Raw genomic sequence first — 22,764 nt, forward strand, 5'->3', positions numbered from 1 at the left:
GTCATTCTGCCTGTCCCGAACTTGCTTAACTTGCTTCGGGGAGGCACGAAGAATCTTACTAAGTTCAAGGATACTGCCAGCAACTTAGGAAGATCCTTCTCCCGAAAGCCTTAAAGCCTTCGGGATAGGATGACCACCTTTTTTTAAGGTTTTAAGCATTTTATATCGAACTCACGTTAAGTAAGTATCAGTTCATTTTCCCACCAGCCACATACTTTTAGTGTTGAATCGTGGGCTACATTTAGCCGGGTGAACAGCATCTCCTGGAATGCTACTCCCAGTCTAAAACGATATTCCAGCTCCTGCTCATTTATTCTCTCTTGCTTACGATATTGTTTATCACCCTTTAAGACTGCGATGGTATTTTTTTACAAATTACGGTATCAGCAACCTGACCTACTGATAATTTTTGAGGGTAAGTCGTGGAAACCTTCCCGATAAGCGCCAAAATGAATATTACATGATGAGACTTTAGCATCTGAAGTTGCTTTTTATGGCTAGGCCATCTTCACATAAAAGAAAGATCCAGCTCATCGTTCCCGATTTCATCTGGATCTTTCTTCATAATTCTATACAAAAAGTATATTATGCCAACTTGCTACTCATTCCACCAAACCGGTATTTGTAAATTAGGTGTTTTTATAGGCAGATTCCCCAGATTCAACAGCCTTTCTTCCTGTGGATATGGTAGCCTGCGTGGTATTTGACCATTGGCATTAAACGCATTGGTGCCCCCGGAAACAACGGTCAGAGAAGGATAACCGGTTCTCCTGTAGTCATTCCATGCAACAATCCCCTGCGAATAGGTGGCAATATACTTTTCATCTATAATTACCTCCAACTTATCGGTAGCAGTTGCCCAGCGGAGGTCCAGATCTGCCTGATAAGCGGCCGGAGTTCCGGATCCTGTGATTTTAAGAAACGAGGCTTCCACTGCTTCATCTAAAGCAGCTCTGGCGGCAGCTTCATCCGAAGCGGCTTTCATTAGATGCGATTCCGCCTCTATAAATCTCACCTCCACATAGCTCATCAATACAACAGGCGAGTTGCTCATCGTGTAGAAGCCATTGGCTCCTTCTCCCAACTCGAATATATCACTAATGAACAATCCCTTGCGCGTGTCATTGGCTGAGAAGGCGTTGATGAAGTATTCACCCATTTTAATATTGCCTGCTCGGCTCTGGCTAAACTGAAACTGAGGATTGGTTTCGTTTGCGCCTGAACCGAAGTACATCTCAAAATCATCTGCATTAGATGAGATAGCTTCCGGAAGCATGGCCAGTGCATCGTCATAGGCGGAAGGATCTTGTTGTGCCATTTGGAAGGTGTACCTCAGCTTCAGCGACTGAGCAGCAGATATCCACATGTCAAGGTCACCACCAAAGATCAGGTCATCAGCGCCGGGACTTCCTCCTGCACTTTCAGCAGCGCTCAGCCTGGCTATTGCGTCATCAAGTAAAGCCGGAAGAATAGTGGTGTATAGCTCCTCCTGAGAGTCGTAATCAGGGGTAAAGTTTTGCTCGTTACCTTCAAAAGCATTGGTGTAAGGCACATCCCCAAAAGCATCGGTAAGCGTGCCAATTCCGGCTGCCATCAACACTTTTGCTACTCCCTCATAATGTGGCGCATTCTCTGCCTGAGCTTTTTCTATGATCACGTTAATGGTGTTCAACGAGTTATGATACATCCTCTGCCAAACTCCATCCATATCGGCATCGCGTATCAGGTATCGGTAGTTATCAAACTGCTGTGCATTGATGCCTTCAAACTGCTGGGTGAGCAAGCCACTCATCCTTACCATCTCTCCGCCAATAGCCCAAGAAAGAGCTGCTTCCCCGGAAGGTAGCAAAGCTGACATGGCTACATCGGTAGGCACGGCAGGATCCACATTGGTATCACCAAATTCGCATGACGTGGCTGTAGCCAGTGCAACGAATAAGACGAATAATTTTTTATATATCTTTTTCATCTGTATATAATTTTTTTTGTTTTCAATGGTCACAACTTGTCCCGAACTTGTTTAACTTGTTTCGGGATGGAATAGTCAAAGTTCAAAAGTTTGGCGCTACTCAACCGCAATGTTTTTCTTTATTCATTTCTGTTGGTATGGTTGCCTTATGACTATTTCATATCTGTTATTCTTTAAAAAGTGATGTTAACATTTACACCATAGCTTTTGGTATTAGGGTTGTTGAAGTAATCATAACCCGTTACGTTGCTGGAATCACCCGTCAGGTTGGTTTCCGGATCGATGCCGGTATAGTCGGTGATCAGGAATAGATTTCTGGCGGTAAAGCCAACATTTACAGCACTGAATGGCAGTTTGCTCAACACACTCGAAGGCAGGCTATAGCTAAGTGAAATATCCCTCATCCTTATCCATGAGCCATCTTCAATAGTAAGCTCAGTGAGGTTTACAAAACCATAATTTTGGTAATAGTTCGTGCCACCGTCTGTACCTCCCTTTATTACCTCGATATTATTAGGTGTTGTAGTAGGGATCACTGAACCATCGCCACCAACTTCTCCTAACACACCAGGGAAGATCACTCTTTCGTTCCTGTCACGTGTCTCTGCTCCAACACCAAAGTTGTTCAACACCCCTTTGGTTCCATTGTAGACATCACCACCCTCACGGATATCCAACAGGAAGCTCAATGTCAATCCTTTGAAGGTAAATGTATTTCTGAAGCCCAAAAGAAAATCAGGATTAGGATCGCCAACAATCCCCTGGGTAGGGTCTTCAAATGGCATACCATCGTCAGGATTGATCACCATATTACCATTCTGATCACGCAGGAACCGTGTTCCGAAGAACACGCCATAGGGTTCTCCCTCGGCAATCCTTTGCGTTCCGAAAGGATCGATTGTAATGAATGGAATTCCTTCTGCCAGTTTCTCTACGGTATTTCTGATCCTGGTAAAGTTCAGTCCTATATCGTAGGTGAAAGTATTGTTGTCAATAACCGAAGCTGTAAGTGCAGCTTCAATACCTTTGTTGCTCAATTCTGCCGAGTTCACCGCCCTTTGCTGCCAGCCACTGGCGCTTGGAATGGTTATATTCAGGATGGCATCAGTAGTTGTTGCATCAAAGTAGGTTACATCCAGACCTACTTTGCCATCGAAAAACTGCAGATCAGCTCCGACCTCGATGGTAGTGGTTGTTTCCGCTTTCAGCTCAGGGTTTCCAAGCAGCGGATTGGGATTGAAGGCATTGAGTCCCAATGCCGGGAAGATCACGCCTTGTGGGGTTGTCCAACCATCTCGCACGCGCGACTGAACAAACCCATTATTGGTAACGGCAAAAGGAGCATCGTTACCAACCTGCCCCCAGGAAGCCCTTAGCTTTCCATAAGAGAACGTACTGCTATTGATGCCAAAAGTCTGTGTAAAATCCCATCCTATACTGGTTGCAGGATAAAAGAATGAGTTATTATCCTCCGGCAAAGTAGAAGACCAGTCGTTTCTTCCGCTCAGGTTAATGAACAACTGGTTAGCATAATTCAATGTGATAGTTCCAAACAGGCCGTACAACTCTCTTCTGGTGACTCCCTCTGACACGTTTACTGCTGTTGCACTGGCTATATTGAAAAAGCCCGGCGAGGCAAGCCCCTGACCATCAATACGATTGATGTGGATATCCTTGTTGTAATAGTTGTGTCCTACTGTTGCATTTAAGCTGATCCTTTCTGAAAGGTCTTTATTAAAAGTGACTAAAAAGTCAGAATTAATGTCCTTGCTGCGAATGGTTTGATTGATCACCTGCCCCACCGGAACACTGGAAGAGTTGACATCGTTTCTGAAGATACGGTCATCTTCATAAGTATCTACACCCAATCTGTAGGTAATATTCAGCCAGGGCAGCACATCATAAGCTAATTGGGTATAACCAATAATCCTGTCTACCTCATCCGTAGTAAAGTTTTTATTGACGGTAAAATAAGGGTTATCATAAATACTTCCTCCTCTGTATGCTCTTTGTGAGCCATCTTCAAAAATATAGCCTGCACTGTTATCAAATGATGGAGAGGTACGTAACAGGCCCAGCATTACCCCAGACGTATTGGAACCATTTTGCACCCTTTTACCTCCGGATTGCACATAATTTGCTGACAGTGTAGCTGTAAAGTTTTTGAATAGCTCAGCGCTGGTAGTAACTCTGAAGCTTGTCCTGTCAAAACTACTGTTCGGCATAATTCCTGTCTGGTCAAGGCGGCCAACGGAGAAGAAATACCGGGTTTTGTCGGTGCCCCCTGAAACACTTAAATTATGTGTCATATTAGATCCGTCTTCAAAGAAGTCATCAGCATTATTGTAAGATCTGGCCACCCGGTTAGTCGCCCGCGGATCATCAGCCGTTACTATCAGCCCGTTAGGGTCCCAGATAGACGCTTCGTTGGCATATCGCAAACTTGAGATCAGGGGTCCCCAGCTTTGACTTTGTGTAGACCCTATCATAGCCGCCTGAAAAGTTGGAACACCTCCCTGAACAGAGCCCTGAGCATATTCGGTTTGCAGGTCGGGCAGCTTATTTACCCGGTCTATGGTGTATCCAAAAGAATAGTTGATCTTAGGCGCGGTATTTAACGCACCTTTTTTGGTGGTGATTACCACTGCGCCATTGGCCGCCCTGATACCATATAGCACAGTAGCTGCCGGACCTTTAAGTACAGTTAGTGATGCCACATCTTCCGGGTTGATATCAATGGCCCGGTTAGAATTGGTTACCCCGCCTGCTCCCAGGTTAGAGACATCATCCTCAGGGGAGTCGGCAGTGTTGAAAGTGGAATTGTCGATAGGAATACCATCAACCACAAAAAGAGGTCCGTTGCTACCCTGAACAGACTTCTGGCCCCGTATACGTATCTGTGCTGCCGCACCGGGGGTACCACTCGAGCTGGTCACCTGTACTCCGGCTACTTTACCACTCAAAGCGGCTACAAAATTGTTTTCACCAGATTTAATAACCTCATTCGCATCCACATTCTGAATGGAATAGCCCAATTCTCTCTTATTGGCCTCAATACCTGCGGCTGTCACCACCACTTCGCTGAGTTGTGTGATATCTGATTCCAGACTCACATCAATGACAGAGCGATTGCCTACCACAACCTCCTGGGTTTGGAAACCGATAAATGAAAATAAAAGCACTCCACCTTCCGGAACAGTAATCTGATAGTTACCATCAAAATTGGTGATGGTACCCGTAGTGGTGCCTCTCACGAGAACGTTAACACCAGGCAGAGAACTTCCGTCCTCTCCCGAAATAACTTTACCTGATATTATCCTTTCCTGCGCCCGGGCAGAAATAGCTATTATCACGGAAAAGCAGAATAGTAAAATCTTCTTCATACTTTATGGGTTTTGTTAATGATTATTTTATGCGCTGCAGGAAAAGGATTTCACTGTGGCGCGTTCTGTGAAGGTATGAAGTGGATAGACAGTGCAAATCACCCGTTATGTAGTAAAAGACAGGGTTTTAATCAACGCACAAATTCAGGCAAATAAAGCATCTGATAGGGTATTCAAATACTCACTACAGATAACGGCACATAATTATCCCCTCAAATGGAGCATAAAAGCCATTTTTTGGTCATCCTGATTTCCTACTTACTGCTAAGGATTTATTCGTGGTTTCCTTGTGCGATTAGAAAGGTAAACGCCCAGTATAATCAGGACCAGGCCGGTGTAGTGCCCGGGATAGAGGTTCTCTCCGTCTAATATACCCCACAAAACAGCAATTATTGGGATAAGGTAAGTCACAGAGCTGGTAAAGACGGGAGAGGTGATCTTAACCAACTGATTAAATAAAATAAGAGCTATGGCTGTGCCAAGTACACCCAGTGTCACCACTGCTGTCAGTGAAAGAATAGCGCCCTCGGCATGTTGAACTTTATGAATGAAATCGGTGAATAAAACCAAGTATACCACTGCCAATGGCCCGACAATCAATAAAGAAATACTGGTAATGGTTCGGGCGTTTAAATCAGGAATTTTGAATTTTATCAGGTTAAGATTAGTGCCATAAAAGATAGTAGCCAAAATTACATACAGTGCGTAAAAGTTAAATTCAGCAACTTCTCCTCCCGAACCCGCCAAAATAAGGGCAAGAGTTCCGAGAAAGCCCACCAATAAGCCAATGATCGTTCTGGCGCTGAAACGCTGAGTAAAAAAGATGGCTCCCAAAATCATTGTAAAAAGAGGAGTGAGGGCATTTAAAATGCCTGCCACAGAACTGGGTAGATTCGTCTGAGCTTTAGCGAATAAAAATGCTGGCAAAAAGCTGCCGAACATACCAACACTGAACAAAAAGAGCCAATGTCTTTTTCTGACATGCTTTAAGCTGTTCAAGGCGAACGGCAACAAAAACACTGACGCAGAAATAATCCTGAGCGCACCTACCTCTCCCGCTGAAAATACATCAAGCCCGCGCTTGATCAAAATAAAGGAACTACCCCAAATTAATGCAAGAATCAATAAGAGCCACCAAGCCAGGAGGTTGGTATTTTTATTCATAAAATAACTGGTGTGTCGCGTTTTCTTAACGCAAATATATGCTATTACTCATTGGGAAAAATTCCGAAACTTGCTCACCCGGCATAAACGCCTTCAAAATTCTCCAGGATCTCATCTAATATTCCGATGATCTCAAGATGGGATTCTGACTCCACCAGCCGGGTTCTGAAAGGTTTGAAGTGGGGTATTCCCCTGAAATAGTTAGTATAATGCCGTCTCATTTCATAAATGCCCGTCAACTCACCTTTCCACTCCACAGAAAAATTAAGGTGCTTTTTAGCCACTTCTATTCTGTCTGCCAGCAGGGGTGCCGGTAGCTTCTCTCCTGTTTTCAGGTAGTGCTTGATCTCATTAAAGATCCAGGGGTAGCCAATGGCTGCGCGGCCTATCATGATACCATCAACACCATATTTATTTTTGTATTCCAGCGCCTTTTCAGGAGAGTCTATATCTCCATTTCCAAAAATGGGTATATGTATTGACGGATGCTCCTTCACTTCAGCAATTTTGGTCCAGTCCGCTTCACCTTTGTACATCTGCTGCCTGGTACGACCGTGAATGGTCAGCGACTGAATACCAACATCCTGAAGTCGTTGCGCCACTTCAAGGATACGTATCGTGCTATGGTCCCAGCCCAGCCTTGTCTTCACTGTTACAGGAAGGGACACCTGTCTGACGATCTCTTCTGTCATTTTTTGCATCTTAGGGACATCCAACAGAATCCCGGCCCCCGCTCCTTTACAAGCCACCTTTTTTACAGGGCAGCCATAGTTAATATCGATAAACTCAGGCTGTGCTGCTTCGGCTATGGCTGCCGCTTCGCGCATAGATTCGATCTTATCTCCAAATATCTGAATGCCGATGGGCCTTTCATAGTCATAAATATCCAGCTTCTGCACACTTTTTTCTGCATTACGGATGAGCCCTTCGGAAGAAATGAATTCCGTATACATTAAGTCTGCTCCATTTTGCTTGCATACTGCTCTAAAGGGAGGGTCGCTTACATCCTCCATGGGAGCCAGTAACAAGGGGAATTCACCAATCTCTACATTTCCAATTTTAACCATCGACCTAATACTTAATTTAGCAAGCCAGTTATAAAATAAACTGTAAATTTACGTCAAATTATGGACAAATTTGAAAACAATATACATCTGTCAGAAGGAAGAAGTTCCTGGGGCTCTGCTATTTTGATCTTAGGTCTTGCACTTGCAGGATCATTGATCGGCTCCTATATCGGGCTTCTTCTGTCGATCCCGTTTTATGAGGGAACCATCATTGAAATGGCTGAAGCTTTTGCCAACCCTATGAACAACCCGCAAATTAAACTCCCTCTTTTTATCAGTCAGGGGGTCACTACACTACTGGGTATGATCATTGTTCCTGCCTTATACCTGAAGGTACGCGAAAACAAAAGTTTAGCTATCTTTTTTAAAAACCCGCTCGGTTGGGTGCCTCTTTTGGCCTGTGTGATCATTGTTATTTCGTTTATGGTAGTAAATTCCATATTTATCGAATGGAACGCCAATGTCAGCTTTCCTGATTTCATGAAAGGTTTTGAGGAATGGGCCAGAGGCAAAGAAGACAAACTAGCAGAGGTGACTATTTACCTGACTAATTTTGAAAGCACAACCGACCTGATTGTCGCTTTCATTGTGATCGCTGTACTGGCCCCTGTAGGTGAGGAACTCCTTTTCAGAGGATTTTTACAAAATGAATTCCATAGAGGCTCAGGAAATATTCATGTTGCCATTTGGTTGTCTGCCATTTTATTCAGCGCTATACACATCCAGTTTTTCGGATTTGTCCCCAGGCTGCTGTTGGGAGCGCTGTTCGGCTATTTGTACTATTGGTCAGGTAATCTTTGGATACCGATACTTGCACATTTTGTCAACAATGGTTTCACATTGGTAATGTTGTACCTGCACCAAAAGGAGGTAGTTACCTATGACTTGGAAAATACTGAAGCAGTCCCTTTGTCTACTGTGCTAATATTCATTATTATTACTGCCGGACTATTATATTATTTCAGATACTATTTTCTTAACGCATCAACTGATGAAAGGATGGCAAAAGGTATTTAGTACAGACAAGGCATATCATGCGGAAATAGTAAAAGCGGTACTTGAAGATAACAATATGACGCCCGTTATTATTAGTAAGAGAGATTCATCATTAAATAACTTTGGCCAGTACGAAGTGCATGTAGCCTCTGATGATGTTATTCGGGCGCTACAGATCATAAAGAATGACATCGATTTTAAATAAATACAACAACCTTACGCAGCGTATTATTGCAGCTCTTATCGGAGCTTTTATTATAATTACCAGTATCTGGTACAGTGAATGGAGCTATTTTCTCATTTTCCTGCTTATTTGCACCATCACTCAACTTGAATTTTACAAACTAGTTGGGCTGGATGGCATGCTGCCACTAAAGACTTTTGGCACATTTTGCGGCTTATGTATATTTATACTCTCATTTTTTATTGAAAGCGGCCGGGTCCATGAAAAATACTATTTTATCATTTTCCCGCTAGCCACACTTATCTACCTGATATACCTGTACAAAAAAAGGGAGATTAAACCATTTAGAGGTATCGCTTTCACTTTTTTAGGTATTCTTTATGTTGCTGTTCCGTTTTCCCTGCTTAATGCTATTGCTTTTTTTTCAGGGGAATATGTTTTTGAACTGATCCTGGGCTCTTTGCTGATCCTGTGGGCGAATGATACGGGCGCTTATTTTGCTGGCGTGAGGTATGGGAAAAGAAAACTTTTTGAGAGAGTATCTCCGAAAAAATCATGGGAAGGAAGTATGGGAGGACTTGTATTGGCGCTATCTATGGCTTACGGCTTATACAGCTTCACAGATGTATTGATGCTATGGCAATGGCTGGCGATAGGCCTGATCGTCATTATCGGGGGAACATATGGTGACCTGGTGGAATCACTATTTAAAAGAAGTATAGAGATTAAAGATTCGGGGCGACTGATCCCTGGTCATGGAGGTTTTTTGGATAGGTTTGACGGGTTATTGTTGTCAGCCCCGTTCATTACGACCTTCTTAAAAATCTTTTAAAATATATCCTTCGGATGATACAATATTGTTTAACTTTGCAATCGTTTTAAATGACCAAAAAACCGAAGATATGGGTTATATAGAGCCTGCACCGCTAAAGGATGAAAAAAATCCTTTTGAAGCAATGATGTCAAGATTTCATATTGCTTCACAAATTTTAGGAATTGATGATGAGGTTTACAATGTTCTGAAATCTCCAGCGAAACAAGTGATTGTTTCACTGCCTATCACCATGGATGACGGGTCCATCAGAGTGTTTGATGGCTACCGTGTGATTCACTCCAACATCCTGGGGCCGTCAAAAGGAGGTATCCGGTTTGACCCCGGTGTGAACATTGACGAAGTGAAGGCGCTTGCCGCCTGGATGACGTGGAAATGTGCCGTTGTAGACATTCCTTATGGTGGTGCCAAGGGTGGTATCCAGTGTAATCCACGAGAGATGTCTTCAGGTGAGATCGAGCGACTCATGAGGGCCTACACATTGGCCATGATCGAAATATTTGGCCCCGACCGCGATATTCCTGCCCCTGACATGGGTACAGGGCCCCGGGAAATGGCCTGGTTAATGGATGAGTACTCAAGAACACAGGGTATGACCATTAACTCTGTGGTTACCGGCAAGCCTCTTGTACTGGGTGGTTCTCTTGGAAGAACCGAAGCAACCGGCCGTGGTGTCATGGTGTCTGCCCTGGCTGCCATGGAAAAACTGAAGATCAATCCTTACAAAGCTACATGTGCTGTTCAAGGCTTTGGCAATGTGGGATCTTTCGCTGCTCTGTTATTGGCTGAGCGTGGTGTGAAAGTAGTAGCGATCAGTGACCTTTCGGGAGCTTATTACAATGAAAATGGCATTGATATTCAAGCTGCCATCGAGTACAGAAATGGCAATAATGGCAACCTTACAGGGTTCCCTGGCGCTGAGTTGATTGAAGGTGATGAGATCCTCGGGCTGGAAGTAGATGTATTGGTACCTGCTGCGACAGAAGATGTTATCACATCACAAAATGTAGAGAAAATAAAGGCAAAATTGATCGTGGAAGGCGCCAACGGCCCCACCTCAGCAAAAGCCGATAATGTGATCAACGAAAAAGGGATCATGGTGGCGCCTGATATTCTGGCCAATGCCGGTGGTGTTACCGTTTCATACTTCGAGTGGGTACAAAACAGGCTTGGTTACAAATGGACCGGTGAGCGTGTAAACAGACGTTCTGACAGGATTATGAAAGACGCTTTTGATAATGTTTACAGGACATCACAGGAATATAAAGTTTCCATGAGAATTGCCGCTTACATTGTTGCCATCGACAAAGTAGCGAAAACATATAAGTATCGTGGTGGCTATTAATTTTTAAAGACTTACAGCATTGATTCATAAAGAAGGACGAGTACTACTTGTAGTATTATTAGTACTGCTAGGCATAGCTAATATAATGGTATATTTTGGTTTTCCCGAAAAACCAACGGTATTCAACCTGACACTGGGTATTACAATAATTCTCTACCTGCTCGTCCTTCAATTTTTTCGCAACCCAAAAGTTGTTACACCTGTAAACGACAAGCATGTGGTGGCTCCTGCCGATGGCAAAGTAGTGGTTATTGAAGAAACTACCGAAACAGAGTATCTGAAAGACAAGCGGATACAAGTATCCATCTTTATGTCACCTGTCAACGTACACGTGAACAGGATGCCTGTAAAGGGTGCGGTGGAGTTTTTCAAATATCATGCCGGCAAGTACCTGGTAGCATGGCATCCAAAATCGAGCATTGAAAACGAAAGGACAACACTTGTAGTAAAAACACCTTCCGGCATCCCCATTCTGATGCGACAAATAGCCGGAGCCCTGGCAAGAAGGATCAAATGGTATGTGAAGGAAGGTCAGGAATTTGAGCAGGGACAGGAGTTCGGTTTTATAAAATTCGGATCCCGGGTTGATGTATTCCTTCCGCTTGATGCCAAAGTGAAAGTCAACATTGGTGACAAAACCAAAGGTGGCATGACTGTACTGGCAGAGTTAGACTAATCTTACGATATGTAAATGGCTGGCAGGTCGTCTAGCCTGAGTTCGATGTAAAGCAGCCGATATAACTACATAAACTCTATCGCAGAGCAAAAACATCTTCTTAAGTCATTCGGAGGCACGAAGAACCTTACTAAGCTCTGAAAGGCAGTAGCTTTTTACTTAGTAAGATCCTTCCTACGTCAGGATGACGCTATTTTTATTAATATTTTAAATCGAGTTCAGGTTTCTACGGTAAACAATCGATAAAAATATTATAACTTTTGTTCCAGTAAATGTATAAGTTGCTCCAGATAGGCCTTATCTGTTTCGTCAAAATCATTAAGCTTATCACTATCTACATCGAGAATAAGCGCTACTTCACCGTTTTTAAAAGCAGGCACAACAATTTCAGATTTGGAATCTGAACTACAGGCAATGTGGCCGGGAAATTCGTCAACATTAGGAACCACTATGGTTTCACCCCTTTCCCAGCAAGCCCCACAAACCCCTTTGCCCTTCTTTATTCTGGTGCAGGCTATTGGCCCCTGAAAAGGCCCCAGCACCAGTTCGTCATTTTTCACAATGTAAAAACCGACCCAGAAGAAACCCATGCCGTACTTCAAGGCTGCTACCGTGTTGGCCAGGTTAGCTACCAGATCCTGTTCTCCGGAGATTAGCCCTTCAATCTGAGGCAGGAGGGATTGATACTTCTTCCTTTTGCTCGCACCGGTATTAATAATCAGTTCTTCAGCCATTTTTTATTCTTGTAAATTAACAATTTGTCCGTGTCAACAGCTTCTTCGGCTACCAGGCCACTAAGCTTAGGTGCGTCAATTCCGTCCTCGAATTCTTGTAGTGAAACAAAGACTCTTGCCTCATCCCAAAACCCGGTTTCTATTATCGAGTGAAGCAGCATAGCTCCTCCCTCAATAATTACGGAGTGTAAATCTCGCTGGTAAAGATCTTGCAACAAAGCCTCAAGAAAATTATTTTCATCCAGTTTTACATAGCTGAGATTCTCTTCTGCTTCGTCTACTTTAAAGTTGTAACACAAAGTAAGTTGCGAACGATCAAATAGATACAGATCTTTTTTCAGATTTAAGTTCTTATCTACTACCACGCGTACGGGATTTCTTCCTGACCAATCTCTGACATTCAGCTTCGGATTGTCATGGCTGGCGGTCTTTGTACCGACCATAATGGCATCTTCTTCTGCTCTCCATTTATGAACTATACTTCTGCTCATGGCGTTGCTGATCCATTTTGAATCATAGTTGATACGTGCCATAAAACCATCGGAGGTCTGCGCCCATTTCAGTATCACATAAGGACGCTTTTCATGCAGAGCTGTGAAAAACCGCTTATTCAGCTCCCAACCTTCTTTTTCCAACACACCGGCAGTCACCTCAATACCAGCTTCTTCAAGCTTTTGAATACCCTTACCTCCCACCAATGGGTTAGGGTCTACATTGGCAATAACTACTCTTTTCACCCTGGAACGCACCAAAAGATCTGCACATGGTGGTGTCTTCCCGAAATGAGCACATGGCTCAAGGTTGACATATACCGTACTTTCTGGCAACAGGGTTTTGTCCACTATGTTGTTTATGGCATTTACCTCGGCATGAGCCTCGCCATATCGCCTGTGCCATCCCTCGCCAATCACCTTTCCCTCGTGTACAATAACACAGCCTACCAGTGGGTTTGGGCTAACTGCCCCCAAACCCAGAAGAGCAAGATCAAAAGTACGCTGGATAAACCTCTCGTCCGTACTCATGGGAACTCCCTTTATAAATGCACCGGAAATGCCTGCTTCATTCATATAAACTAAATAGTTTGGCTTTATGACTATTTCATTAGATTTGTGAGGCTTTACAATGATACTAAACTCATTATTGATTAGGAACCATCATGTCCAACAAAATTCCAGACTCTCCTAAAAAGCTCCTGCAATATATTACCAGCGCAATAAAGTTGGAGGAGAGCCCGGAAGAAATTACCAGTATCGCTCACCTGATCATGGAACACATTTTCGGAATAGACAAAACGGAAATAATTGTAGATCGCTCTATTAATGCCAACAAAGTACAGGCTAAAGAACTCAATAAGTTTATCGAACGGTTAAACAACCATGAACCAGTGCAGTACATCATAGGTGAAGCAGATTTTTACGGGAGAAAATTTAAAGTCAATCCTGGTGTGCTGATACCAAGGAATGAAACAGAGGAGCTTGTGCATCTGATCATTAAAGAAAATACAGGCAAGAAAATAAAATTTCTGGACATTGGGACCGGCACGGGATGCATCCCTATCACTATTCTGAAAGAACTCAAAGGATCGCGTGCATTCGCCATTGACATTGATCCTCGCGTAATTAAGACAGCGCGACAAAATGCTGAACTTCATCAGGTACAGGTTGAATTCATGCTTATCGACATTTTAAATGAATCTATACCTCAACATGGATTAGATGTAATAGTAAGTAATCCTCCCTATGTAACTGAAACGGATAAGAAGGAAATGAAATCCAATGTGCTCAAGCACGAACCTGCCAGAGCCCTTTTTGTGGAAGACGCTGATCCGCTATTGTTTTACAGGAGAATTGCCGAATTGGCAAAGAACGCTCTGAAAGAAGAAGGAGCGCTTTATTTCGAGATCAATGAAAAGTATGGTGAAGATATACAGGCACTGCTGGAAGCAATGGAGTATTCCAATGTGCAGGTTATCAAAGACCTGAACGGTAAAAACAGAATTGTTAGAGCCAGTAATTCAATAAATGTATTCTCCTAGCCAAAATGGCTTTTCCTGCCGCAGCTCAACCATACCTTCCTCATGAATTTCAATTTTGCGGAACCCGCTGTAATCTTCTTCAGTAGTCTTACCGGTAGAATTCATAGTAAAATTATTTCCTTTCTCCTGAAGCAAAACAGCCCCTTTAGATATCCATTTTTTAAAAACTCCCTTATGACAATACAACCATCGTACAAAGCCGTCTGAAGTTGTAATATTGATATTTTCAAACTGAGACAACTGATCCAGTAATTGATCATTTACATCAGCCAGTATGTGTACAGCCGGATAGCTTAAATCTATTAAATGCTTAATACCCACTGAAACCGGGTCAGCAAGGCTATTGTAGGTGACAAATTTGACGGGCAATTGATGTTCTACTTTCATTTTGTAAAACTCCTGTTGCCCTATCTCACATAGCACCACATCAATCTTTATTCCCAATAACATTGCTTCTTCGACAAACTCCTGACACACCATCACCGTAGGGCTCCACTCCAATAGTTGGTGTAAATACTCAATTGATTGGGGATGTGCGGCAATCAAAAGTGCAGGCTCCTGATCATCCCGAACGATGTGGTGTGATGACATTATCTTCTGGTCGAATCTTTTTGTAAAGCTAATCAATGAAAGGCAAAACAGAAGTATAGTATTTTTTAGTTTTGCCTAAAAATTAATTTTTGCAAGTATGTTTTTAATATTTAACTTTGTCACAAAATAAATTGAAACGAGCCTATGAGACAGACGTTTTTACTTTTATTAGTTTTTATTTTATATAATACCGCATTAGCACAGCAATTTGGCAGCGTCTCAGGTAAAATTTCCGGTTCGGAGGGAGCCATTCCCGGGGCTACTGTACGAATTCTGGGGTCTGAAACAGGAGGTGTAGCAGACGCTGAAGGCAGGTTCAGGTTAGAAGATGTGAAACCCGGAGCGGCCACTCTTGAATTTCGTTCTATAGGATTTAAAACCATAACGCAAGAGATACAGATAGCCCCGGGAGAAACTAAAGAGTTGAGAATAATCATGGAGCAAAATAGTCTTGGGCTTGATGAGGTGGTGGTAACAGGTACAATGAAGCCCACTTTTGTCAAAGCTTCTCCCATCAAGGTTGAGGTGGTGACTTCTCAATATATCAACACCTTTTCCCCTGCTGCAGCTTCTTCCATAGTAGAGGGCATTAAACTGGTTAACGGGGTTCAGGAAGTAGTGGCCTGTGGGGTCTGTTTTACTAATAGCATCAGCATCAACGGTCTTCCTGGTCCATACACTGCCATTTTAATGGATGGTACCCCGATCTACGGCAATCTGGCTTCGGTTTACGGCTTAAACGGCATTCCAAATATGATCATTGATCGTTTTGAAGTGATCAAGGGTCCCAGTTCCACGCTTTATGGCTCAGAAGCAGTGGCAGGAGTGATCAATATTATCACGAAAGATCCCGAGGATCAACCGAAGTTATCTATTGATATAATGGGCACCTCTCATTTAGAATCATTTGGTAATATTTCTACTGCTCCGAAAATTGGTCGATCCACTGGTTTTATCGGGCTTAACTATGCCTATATTAATGATTTTGATGACAGGAATACCGATGGTTTTGGAGACATTGCCAATCTTGACCGTTATTCCTTATTTACGAAATGGAATCTATACAGAAAAAGTAACAGGAGATTCACTCTGGCGGCCAAGTATTATTACGAGGACAGGAGAAATGGTGTAGAAGAATTTCTCAACAACCGGAACTACAAAGCGCTTAGGGGAAGTGACAGTATTTATGGAGAGAGTATTTACACTCACCGGGCGGAGCTGTTCGGAACCTATGAATTACCAACATACGAGCATTTAAAGATAGACTATTCTTTTAGCCGCCACCTCCAGGATAGTTATTATGGTGCGGATCACTATGAAGCAGAGCAAGCCATAGCCTTTACCAACTTCATCTGGGACAAAGAAATAGCAAGTCACTCTCTGTTAGCAGGACTCACCACCAGGTATCAATATTATGACGACAATACCGTAGCGACAGCCGATGGATCGGATAATAAGCCCAATAATCAGTTCATTCCCGGCATATTTCTGCAAGACGAATGGAAAATTACCCCTGCTTTTACACTGTTGACAGGGGGCAGGCTGGATCACTATTCCGAGCATGGCTACATATTTTCACCACGGATGAATGTGAAAATAAAAGCCAGCGAATGGACCACCATCAGAGCCAATACCGGTACCGGATTCAGGATAGTTAATCTATTTACAGAAGACCATGCATTCGTGACAGGCCAGCGCAGTGTGGAAATAACAGAAGCACTAAAACCAGAGAGGTCGTATAACGGTGCGTTAAACGTTAACCATGTTTACACCGTGGGAAGAAGCCAGGGCACTATTGACGTGGATGCCTACTACACTTATTTCACAAACAAGATCATTCCTGACTACAGCGATCCGGAGAGAATTATATACGCTAACACCAACGGACATGCCATTACGAAAGGAATCGGTTTTAATATCACCCATGAATTTGTCTTTCCTTTAAGCGTCAACCTGGGCTATAATATGCAGGAGGTAACACAAACGGAACCTAACGAACAGAATATTATAGAAACTACAGACATAGAATTTGCGCCGCAATGGAGCAGCATTTTTACTGCTAACTATACGCTATCGGAGCTAAAGATGACTTTAGGATATACTTTCCGCCTGACCGGGCCAATGGCATTGCCTGAAGTGTACGATGTAAACAGCCAGGGGGAGCTCCTAAGCAATCCGAGAGCACTGGAATCGGATCCATTTGCCATACACAACGTCCAGGCAGTAAAAGAGTTTAACAGCAGGTGGTCTGTTTACGCAGGTGTTCAGAATATTTTCGACTATATACAGCCAGTTTCGCCGCTAACCGGTTACAATGATCCTACTGCACCGGCAGGCTTCAGTCAATATTTTGATACTGCCTATTCCTTTGCTCCGATCCATGGCCGGGAATTCTATTTGGGTATAAAATGGGACCTGCAATGATTTGAAAATCGGAAATCTTACTGGCAGAGGTCTGTGCAGATATAGCTTCAAGATGCATAAGTCTCCCTTCAGGTTCACCGAAAATGCTATCAGGTCAAGAGTGCCATTCCGGCTTCGGAGGAACCTAGGCACAAGCAACTGCGTTAAATGTGCATAGATCTCTCCCTTTGGGTACCAATGACAAGTTTTCATTGCATGCTGATAGTCAGGAGATTATTCAATTCCCCGCTATCGTCATCCCCAACTGCGTTGTGCAATATCAGGAGGCACCCGGACGTAACCTAATGGCGCGGAAGTTATTTCCGTGACATGCCATGCAACAAGTCAGCAGGTATAGATAACAAAACTAAAGTAAGTCTGAGAATAGAAAGTGGGTAAAGCGCGGAAATAACTTCCGCCCTAGCTGGATTCCTCAATGGTTAATGATGGCATAATGTCATTATCCTCAAAATCAACTAAAAGTTGTTGGCTGCCTTGAGATCACCACATAAGGAGAGCCAACCTGAATAGAGGAAGTCATCAAACTGAAAAATCAAAAAAAGGATACGATTTACTCCTTAGGATAGGTATCAATAATATGTTGCGAAATCATCCTATATAGCTCCGCCAACTCCGCAGAGTGCTGCAGGTACTCCATATGCTCATCCAACGTCTCCATGTCCTGTCTTTTTGCCGGCCCTGTTTGGGCATTATCTGGTCCGATGGCCAAGCTCTTTTGAACTGTTTCGATGATCAGAGGATGTAATAACTCAAAATCCAGGTCGCTGGCACTTAGTATATCTTTTGCAATCTTAAAAAAGTGGTTGGTGAAATTACAGGCAAAAACTGCAGCCACATGAAGTGCCTTACGGTGTTTTGAATTCACCTGCAGGACTTTTTTGCTAATGGCCTCTCCCATTTTCATTAACTCACGCTCTGTACCTGTGTTTTCAGCTTCTATACATACCGGAATGCCGTTGAAATCCACTTTTTTAGCCTTAGTGAAAGTCTGTAGAGGGTAAAAAACACCAATGTTATTACTGGCAGCATACGACAAAGCGCTTATGGGTTTAGCGCCGGATGTGTGTACCAAAATAGCATTTTCCGGCAGTATAACCTCCCGGGCCACATCCATTATCGCATCATCTGAAACAGCTACAATAAAAATATGAGCGTCACTATCAGAAAAATCCAAATCGCTCTTTGCTTCCGCCTGGTAGAGCCGGTTGACAAGCTCTTTCGCAGTCCTAGGAGTCCTACTATACACCTCTCTTACAGCATACCCCGCGTTGTCAAGAGCTGGCGCCAGGTGCCATGCCAAATTACCAGCGCCTATGAAAGATACGTAGTGTGACATGCTCTTTGTTTAGGGAATTATAGAATGACGGAATGATAGAATGTTGGAATAATGGAATGATGGAATTTTCGGACCACTATTCCAGAACTCCTGCAACTTACTCCTGCCCCTTCTCCCTCATTTTCTTAAATTCAGAATATCTTCTGTTTATTGCAATACCAAAGCCGACCATCAACAGCAATGTTCCTGACCAAAGTACATTGATCAAAGGCTTCTCCATAGCTTTGAGTACCACCCAATTCTTCTGACGGGTATTAACCCCAATTGAAAAACTATTCCTTTCCGGATGAACATTTAAAACAGTCAGCTTCACCCCAAGGTCATTCACCTCATCCGGAATACGGCCCACCATACCATCCTTCACCAGGAATACGGGCTGAGCCAGATAGTCCTTGTCTTCACCCTGCATAATGATATCAACTTTCACTGCTACATCCTTTTCCGTGAGTTCCACACCTTCCACTTCAGGTATCCGTTCAATCTTTTCAATTCGGGTGACATAATCGTTAACAAAAAAGTTTTTGTTAGGAGACACTTCAAACTCTTCCATATCACTCCAATCGGGCTCTTCATTAGGATCACGAATTGATGAAACGTGCGTGTACAAGTCCCTGGTAAGGTCACGCTTAATATCCGGAGATGCCAACAACCCTCCCATGGCTTCATTGACCTGAGCCCTGGGATATAATGTAAACTTATTTCCGTTCTTATCAGTATATTCTATTTCATAATAAGTATTTTCAGGAGCAATTTCTATGGTATCGCTTTTTTGAAAGACCACTTTATCATCTACTGTAATATCTCTCTTTGCTACCACCAGGTGCGGAATTGCCGTAGCTTTAAGGTCGTCACGATTGAGATAGCCCGAAATATCAACCGCCTCAATCCTTTCTCCTCTGTACTTCAACTGGTAATCTGCCATTTCCTTAGGCTCATTTACAAACAGCAAAAGATTTTCATTGTTAAATTCACTAGATGACTCCTTCGAGATCAACATTCCGGTAGTATTTAGCGAAACCACTTTCGAATAACCCGCAGAAAACATTACACCGATCAGAATGAGTCCAACACCTATATGTGTCACTGCGCCACCGGAAAGTTTTGGATTCTTCTTTAGTACCCTCACCAGTATCTTACCGTTTGCTACCGCAGTATATATGCCAGCCATCAATAGTATGATGTAGGAAGGCTCAGCGACATTTTTAAATACAACCACCAGGGCAGTCAATATTAGTGTAATCACCACGGGAAGCGCAAGGTCGCTTTTCAATTGCTTCTTATCAATATTTTTCCACCAAAAAAACTGGCCCGTTCCTGAAAGCAGCCCAACGGCTACGGCAAACCAAAGTTGGAATTTAGAATAAAACTCTACCTGTTCTGCAGGAGGCGCCAGATTGGAAACTCCACCAAAAAGCTCCACAATGGCATTGTAAACGGGAATAGAGGTAGGTATGATTACCTGAAATCCCATGAGACAAAGTACCAAAGCCCCGATAAAAATCCAGAATTCCCTGGAATAAGTCGATGCCTCTTTCTCTGTAGTTGGCATTTCCTTCCATCGCACTATGGCCAATACAATGGCCCCCACCGTAAAGAAAAGTAAGTATACCAAAAGCTGGCCCGATAATCCCAGGTCAGTAAAAGAGTGCACCGAAGCATCTCCCAATATCCCGCTACGGGTCAGAAATGTTGAGTATAAGATTAAAACGAAGGTTGTAATTACTAATATGACACTTGCTTTCAGCGCTGTATTGCTGTTTTTAAAAGTGATCATGGTGTGAATGGCAGCTACCAGGAATAACCAGGGGACATATACGGCATTTTCCACCGGATCCCAGTTCCAATATCCGCCAAAATTCAGCGTCTCGTAAGCCCAATACCCCCCCATCAAAATCCCCAGCCCTAAAACAGCACCGGATACCAGCGCCCAGGGCAAAGCAGGCCTTACCCATTCGCGATATTTTTTCTTCCACAAGCCTGCAATCACATAAGCAAAAGGAACGAGCGTGGTAGCGAACCCTAAAAATAGCGTGGGGGGATGGATCACCATCCAGTAGTTTTGAAGCAATGGATTGAGTCCTGTTCCATCTTCAGGCACAAAGTTAGGTTGCTGCTGAAAAATAGGAGCATCGATAGCATCTCTCAATAAAATAAAAGGAGAGCTACCCAATTTTAAATCTAGTCCCGGTATGACAACGCCCAGGATCATGGATGCTAAAAACGCCTGTACCAATGAAAAAATAGCCATTACAGGAGCCTCCCAGAACTTATTAGTGACTATAACAATAATTCCCAGGAGAGCATGCCAAAATAACCACAGTAAAAAGCTCCCCTCCTGGCCTTCCCAGAAGCAGGAGATCATGTAGTGTGTTGGGAGCCTCTTCGAAGAGTGGCTCCAGGCATAATGATATTCAAAATAGTGATTATAAATAATATAGAAGAGGCTGAAGACAATACCTGCAACCGCAAGTGCATGAACATAAAAGAAAATACGTCCGTTCTGCTTCCAGAAGTGTTGCTTGTCAAACTGCTTAGCCTGGGCGCCCTGGAAATATGAAAAAGCAGAATAAAGTGCTGTGATAAAAGCTATTACCACAAAAATGTGGCCCAGATCGCCAATAAACTCATGTATCATAAATTACAATTTAAAATATCAGCTACATTTCCGCACTCACGGTGTTCTCCTGATATTTAGAAGGGCATTTCATTAATATTTTATCCGCGACAAAAAGATCATCATGATAAGAGCCGATCACTACCACCTTCTCTGATCGCTGAAAATCAGGTGGCATAGGTTCATTATAAAATACTTGCTGCTCTTTGTTATTTTCATCCACCATAAGAAAAGTGAATGATAATTTATCTGCCGTTGGACTGATCCCTACAACCTGTCCCTGGTGGTCTTTTTTCAGCTCGCCCACTACGTGAATACTGTTTCCATTACCATTTGAAGCCATTGCATAGGCCTGATCAAATGTTACATAAGAACTGGCATCGCCTGCTGTGGATATTATGATACCGATGGCCACCGCAATAATGATGATGCCGATGATATGAGAGGTCTTCATATTTATATTATTTTAATCATCTTCTTTACAAAGTAATCTTCAAAATGGTTCAGGGTTTCTTTATCTCTTTCTCCAGCCTGCTCACTTTTTTATCAATCACCAGCAAATAAGCAATTATACCACCCAGGATCAGGCAAATGACACCTGTAAGCACATATATTTTGCCCTCTTTTCTAAACTCATCTGCCATTTCCACCTGCTCATTTCCATAATCGCTCTCCTCTATTTTGATCTTATCCTGGGCCTGAACAAAGAGTGAAGAAAGGATGAATGCCGATATAATTGTAAGTCTTTTCATAGATCTAACTGATGTTCTATTTTCTTAATACGAACCCTTAGAGAAGCCATCCAGACCCCCAGGAGTGTCCAACCCAGTACGGCAGGGTAAAACACCATACGCAGTCGCCTGTCAAGATCATAGGCATTAAAACCGGGATTGCCTCCACTACCAGGATGCAGGGAATCTGTCAAGCGGGGAAGTATGAATAGCAAAGGTATAAGAGCCGAAAAGGCAAAGATGTTGTATATGGCGCTAATTCGTGCCCTTTGGTCTACATTGTCGAGAGATCCTCTGAGTATGAAATAGGCAAAGTAGATCAGCAGCCCTATGGCCGCTGCATTCTGCTTCGGGTCACCACTCCACCAATCGCCCCATGTAAATTGCGCCCAGAGCATTCCTGTAAGGATACCTAACACACCAAAGATGATCCCCACATTGGCAAATTCCACAGCAGTATCATCATGTTTCTGTTCGGGGTTCCTCAGGTATTTTATTGAGTATACCACAGAAACTCCCAACATGATGATCATTCCAAACCACATAGGCACATGAAAGTACAATGCACGGATTGTTTCATTAAGAATTACCAGTCGGGGAACCTCCATCAGAAGGCCGGCAATGATCGTATAAAAAAGTAAGGCGATGGTCAGAAACTTCCACCAATTTTTACGCATAGCTCC

19 protein-coding genes are annotated in these 22,764 nt (G+C 43.2%); 7 read left to right on the forward strand and 12 right to left on the reverse strand.

Annotation, left to right across the window (positions count from 1 at the left end; all coding sequences use genetic code 11):
• Window positions 1-598: 598 nt before the first annotated feature.
• The 4 genes from C900_RS11695 to dusB form a co-directional block, all read right to left on the reverse strand.
• Complete coding sequence (locus tag C900_RS11695) at window positions 599-1,969, reverse strand: SusD/RagB family nutrient-binding outer membrane lipoprotein (RefSeq protein WP_157494001.1); 1,371 nt, start codon at window positions 1,967-1,969, stop codon at window positions 599-601.
• 173 nt (window positions 1,970-2,142) lie between these two features.
• Complete coding sequence (locus tag C900_RS11700) at window positions 2,143-5,352, reverse strand: SusC/RagA family TonB-linked outer membrane protein (RefSeq protein ID WP_009580079.1); 3,210 nt, start codon at window positions 5,350-5,352, stop codon at window positions 2,143-2,145.
• A 264-nt stretch (window positions 5,353-5,616) separates the two neighbouring features.
• Window positions 5,617-6,516 (reverse strand): DMT family transporter, encoded by a 900-nt coding sequence (locus tag C900_RS11705; protein WP_009580080.1) that lies wholly within the window; start codon window positions 6,514-6,516, stop codon window positions 5,617-5,619.
• 74 nt (window positions 6,517-6,590) lie between these two features.
• Window positions 6,591-7,583 carry a tRNA dihydrouridine synthase DusB gene (dusB, locus tag C900_RS11710; RefSeq protein ID WP_009580081.1) on the reverse strand — a complete coding sequence of 331 codons (993 nt, stop codon included), beginning with the start codon at window positions 7,581-7,583 and terminating at the stop codon, window positions 6,591-6,593.
• Window positions 7,584-7,643: 60 nt separating this feature from the next.
• Here dusB and C900_RS11715 point away from each other — a divergent pair, with 60 nt between their 5' ends.
• The 5 genes from C900_RS11715 to C900_RS11735 all read left to right on the forward strand — a co-directional run bounded on the left by C900_RS11715 (window position 7,644) and on the right by C900_RS11735 (window position 11,616).
• Window positions 7,644-8,600, forward strand: coding sequence for a CPBP family intramembrane glutamic endopeptidase (locus tag C900_RS11715; protein WP_009580082.1), 957 nt, complete (start codon window positions 7,644-7,646; stop codon window positions 8,598-8,600).
• Window positions 8,575-8,784: a putative signal transducing protein gene (locus tag C900_RS11720; RefSeq protein ID WP_009580083.1), complete on the forward strand. Its 210-nt coding sequence runs from the start codon at window positions 8,575-8,577 to the stop codon at window positions 8,782-8,784. Before C900_RS11715 ends, C900_RS11720 begins: the two co-directional genes overlap by 26 nt.
• On the forward strand, window positions 8,765-9,595 hold the full coding sequence (locus tag C900_RS11725; RefSeq protein ID WP_009580084.1) for a phosphatidate cytidylyltransferase: 831 nt from the start codon (window positions 8,765-8,767) through the stop codon (window positions 9,593-9,595). The genes C900_RS11720 and C900_RS11725 overlap by 20 nt, the downstream gene beginning before the upstream one ends.
• 70 nt (window positions 9,596-9,665) lie before the next feature.
• Window positions 9,666-10,940, forward strand: a complete 1,275-nt coding sequence (locus C900_RS11730) for a Glu/Leu/Phe/Val family dehydrogenase (RefSeq protein WP_009580085.1) — start codon at window positions 9,666-9,668, stop codon at window positions 10,938-10,940.
• A gap of 19 nt (window positions 10,941-10,959) precedes the next feature.
• Complete coding sequence (locus tag C900_RS11735; RefSeq protein ID WP_040496603.1) at window positions 10,960-11,616, forward strand: phosphatidylserine decarboxylase family protein; 657 nt, start codon at window positions 10,960-10,962, stop codon at window positions 11,614-11,616.
• 251 nt (window positions 11,617-11,867) lie between these two features.
• On the opposite strand, the gene C900_RS11740 is transcribed toward C900_RS11735, so the two are convergent.
• Window positions 11,868-12,350 carry a GAF domain-containing protein gene (locus C900_RS11740; RefSeq protein WP_009580087.1) on the reverse strand — a complete coding sequence of 161 codons (483 nt, stop codon included), beginning with the start codon at window positions 12,348-12,350 and terminating at the stop codon, window positions 11,868-11,870.
• The gene (gene ribD / locus C900_RS11745; protein WP_009580088.1) at window positions 12,335-13,417 is read right to left on the reverse strand and encodes a bifunctional diaminohydroxyphosphoribosylaminopyrimidine deaminase/5-amino-6-(5-phosphoribosylamino)uracil reductase RibD; all 1,083 of its coding nucleotides are present in this window, start codon (window positions 13,415-13,417) and stop codon (window positions 12,335-12,337) included. Before ribD ends, C900_RS11740 begins: the two co-directional genes overlap by 16 nt.
• Before the next feature lie 89 nt (window positions 13,418-13,506).
• On the opposite strand from ribD, the gene prmC reads away from it, so the two are divergent.
• Window positions 13,507-14,385, forward strand: coding sequence for a peptide chain release factor N(5)-glutamine methyltransferase (prmC, locus tag C900_RS11750; protein ID WP_009580089.1), 879 nt, complete (start codon window positions 13,507-13,509; stop codon window positions 14,383-14,385).
• Here prmC and C900_RS28375 read toward each other — a convergent pair.
• On the reverse strand, window positions 14,365-14,976 hold the full coding sequence (locus C900_RS28375; RefSeq protein ID WP_051052830.1) for a hypothetical protein: 612 nt from the start codon (window positions 14,974-14,976) through the stop codon (window positions 14,365-14,367). The genes prmC and C900_RS28375 overlap by 21 nt on opposite strands.
• Before the next feature lie 144 nt (window positions 14,977-15,120).
• On the opposite strand from C900_RS28375, the gene C900_RS11760 reads away from it, so the two are divergent.
• Window positions 15,121-17,400, forward strand: coding sequence for a TonB-dependent receptor (locus C900_RS11760; protein ID WP_009580091.1), 2,280 nt, complete (start codon window positions 15,121-15,123; stop codon window positions 17,398-17,400).
• A gap of 550 nt (window positions 17,401-17,950) precedes the next feature.
• Here the strand turns inward: C900_RS11760 and C900_RS11765 are convergent.
• The 5 genes from C900_RS11765 to ccsA all read right to left on the reverse strand — a co-directional run bounded on the left by C900_RS11765 (window position 17,951) and on the right by ccsA (window position 22,758).
• Window positions 17,951-18,736, reverse strand: a complete 786-nt coding sequence (locus C900_RS11765; protein ID WP_009580092.1) for a Rossmann-like and DUF2520 domain-containing protein — start codon at window positions 18,734-18,736, stop codon at window positions 17,951-17,953.
• A 97-nt stretch (window positions 18,737-18,833) separates the two neighbouring features.
• Entirely contained in the window at window positions 18,834-21,371 is a 2,538-nt protein-coding gene (locus tag C900_RS11770) for a heme lyase CcmF/NrfE family subunit (protein ID WP_009580093.1), read from the reverse strand.
• Between the two features lie 22 nt (window positions 21,372-21,393).
• A complete protein-coding gene (locus C900_RS11775; RefSeq protein ID WP_009580094.1) occupies window positions 21,394-21,804 on the reverse strand; it encodes a cytochrome c maturation protein CcmE domain-containing protein in 411 nt (136 codons plus the stop codon).
• Between the two features lie 49 nt (window positions 21,805-21,853).
• The gene (locus C900_RS11780) at window positions 21,854-22,102 is read right to left on the reverse strand and encodes a CcmD family protein (protein WP_009580095.1); all 249 of its coding nucleotides are present in this window, start codon (window positions 22,100-22,102) and stop codon (window positions 21,854-21,856) included.
• A complete protein-coding gene (ccsA, locus tag C900_RS11785) occupies window positions 22,099-22,758 on the reverse strand; it encodes a cytochrome c biogenesis protein CcsA (protein ID WP_009580096.1) in 660 nt (219 codons plus the stop codon). Before ccsA ends, C900_RS11780 begins: the two co-directional genes overlap by 4 nt.
• Between the last annotated feature and the right edge of the window lie 6 nt (window positions 22,759-22,764).

The sequence above is a fragment of the Fulvivirga imtechensis AK7 genome, assembly GCF_000331535.1.
In the GTDB taxonomy this organism is placed as follows: Bacteria; Bacteroidota; Bacteroidia; order Cytophagales; family Cyclobacteriaceae; genus Fulvivirga; species Fulvivirga imtechensis.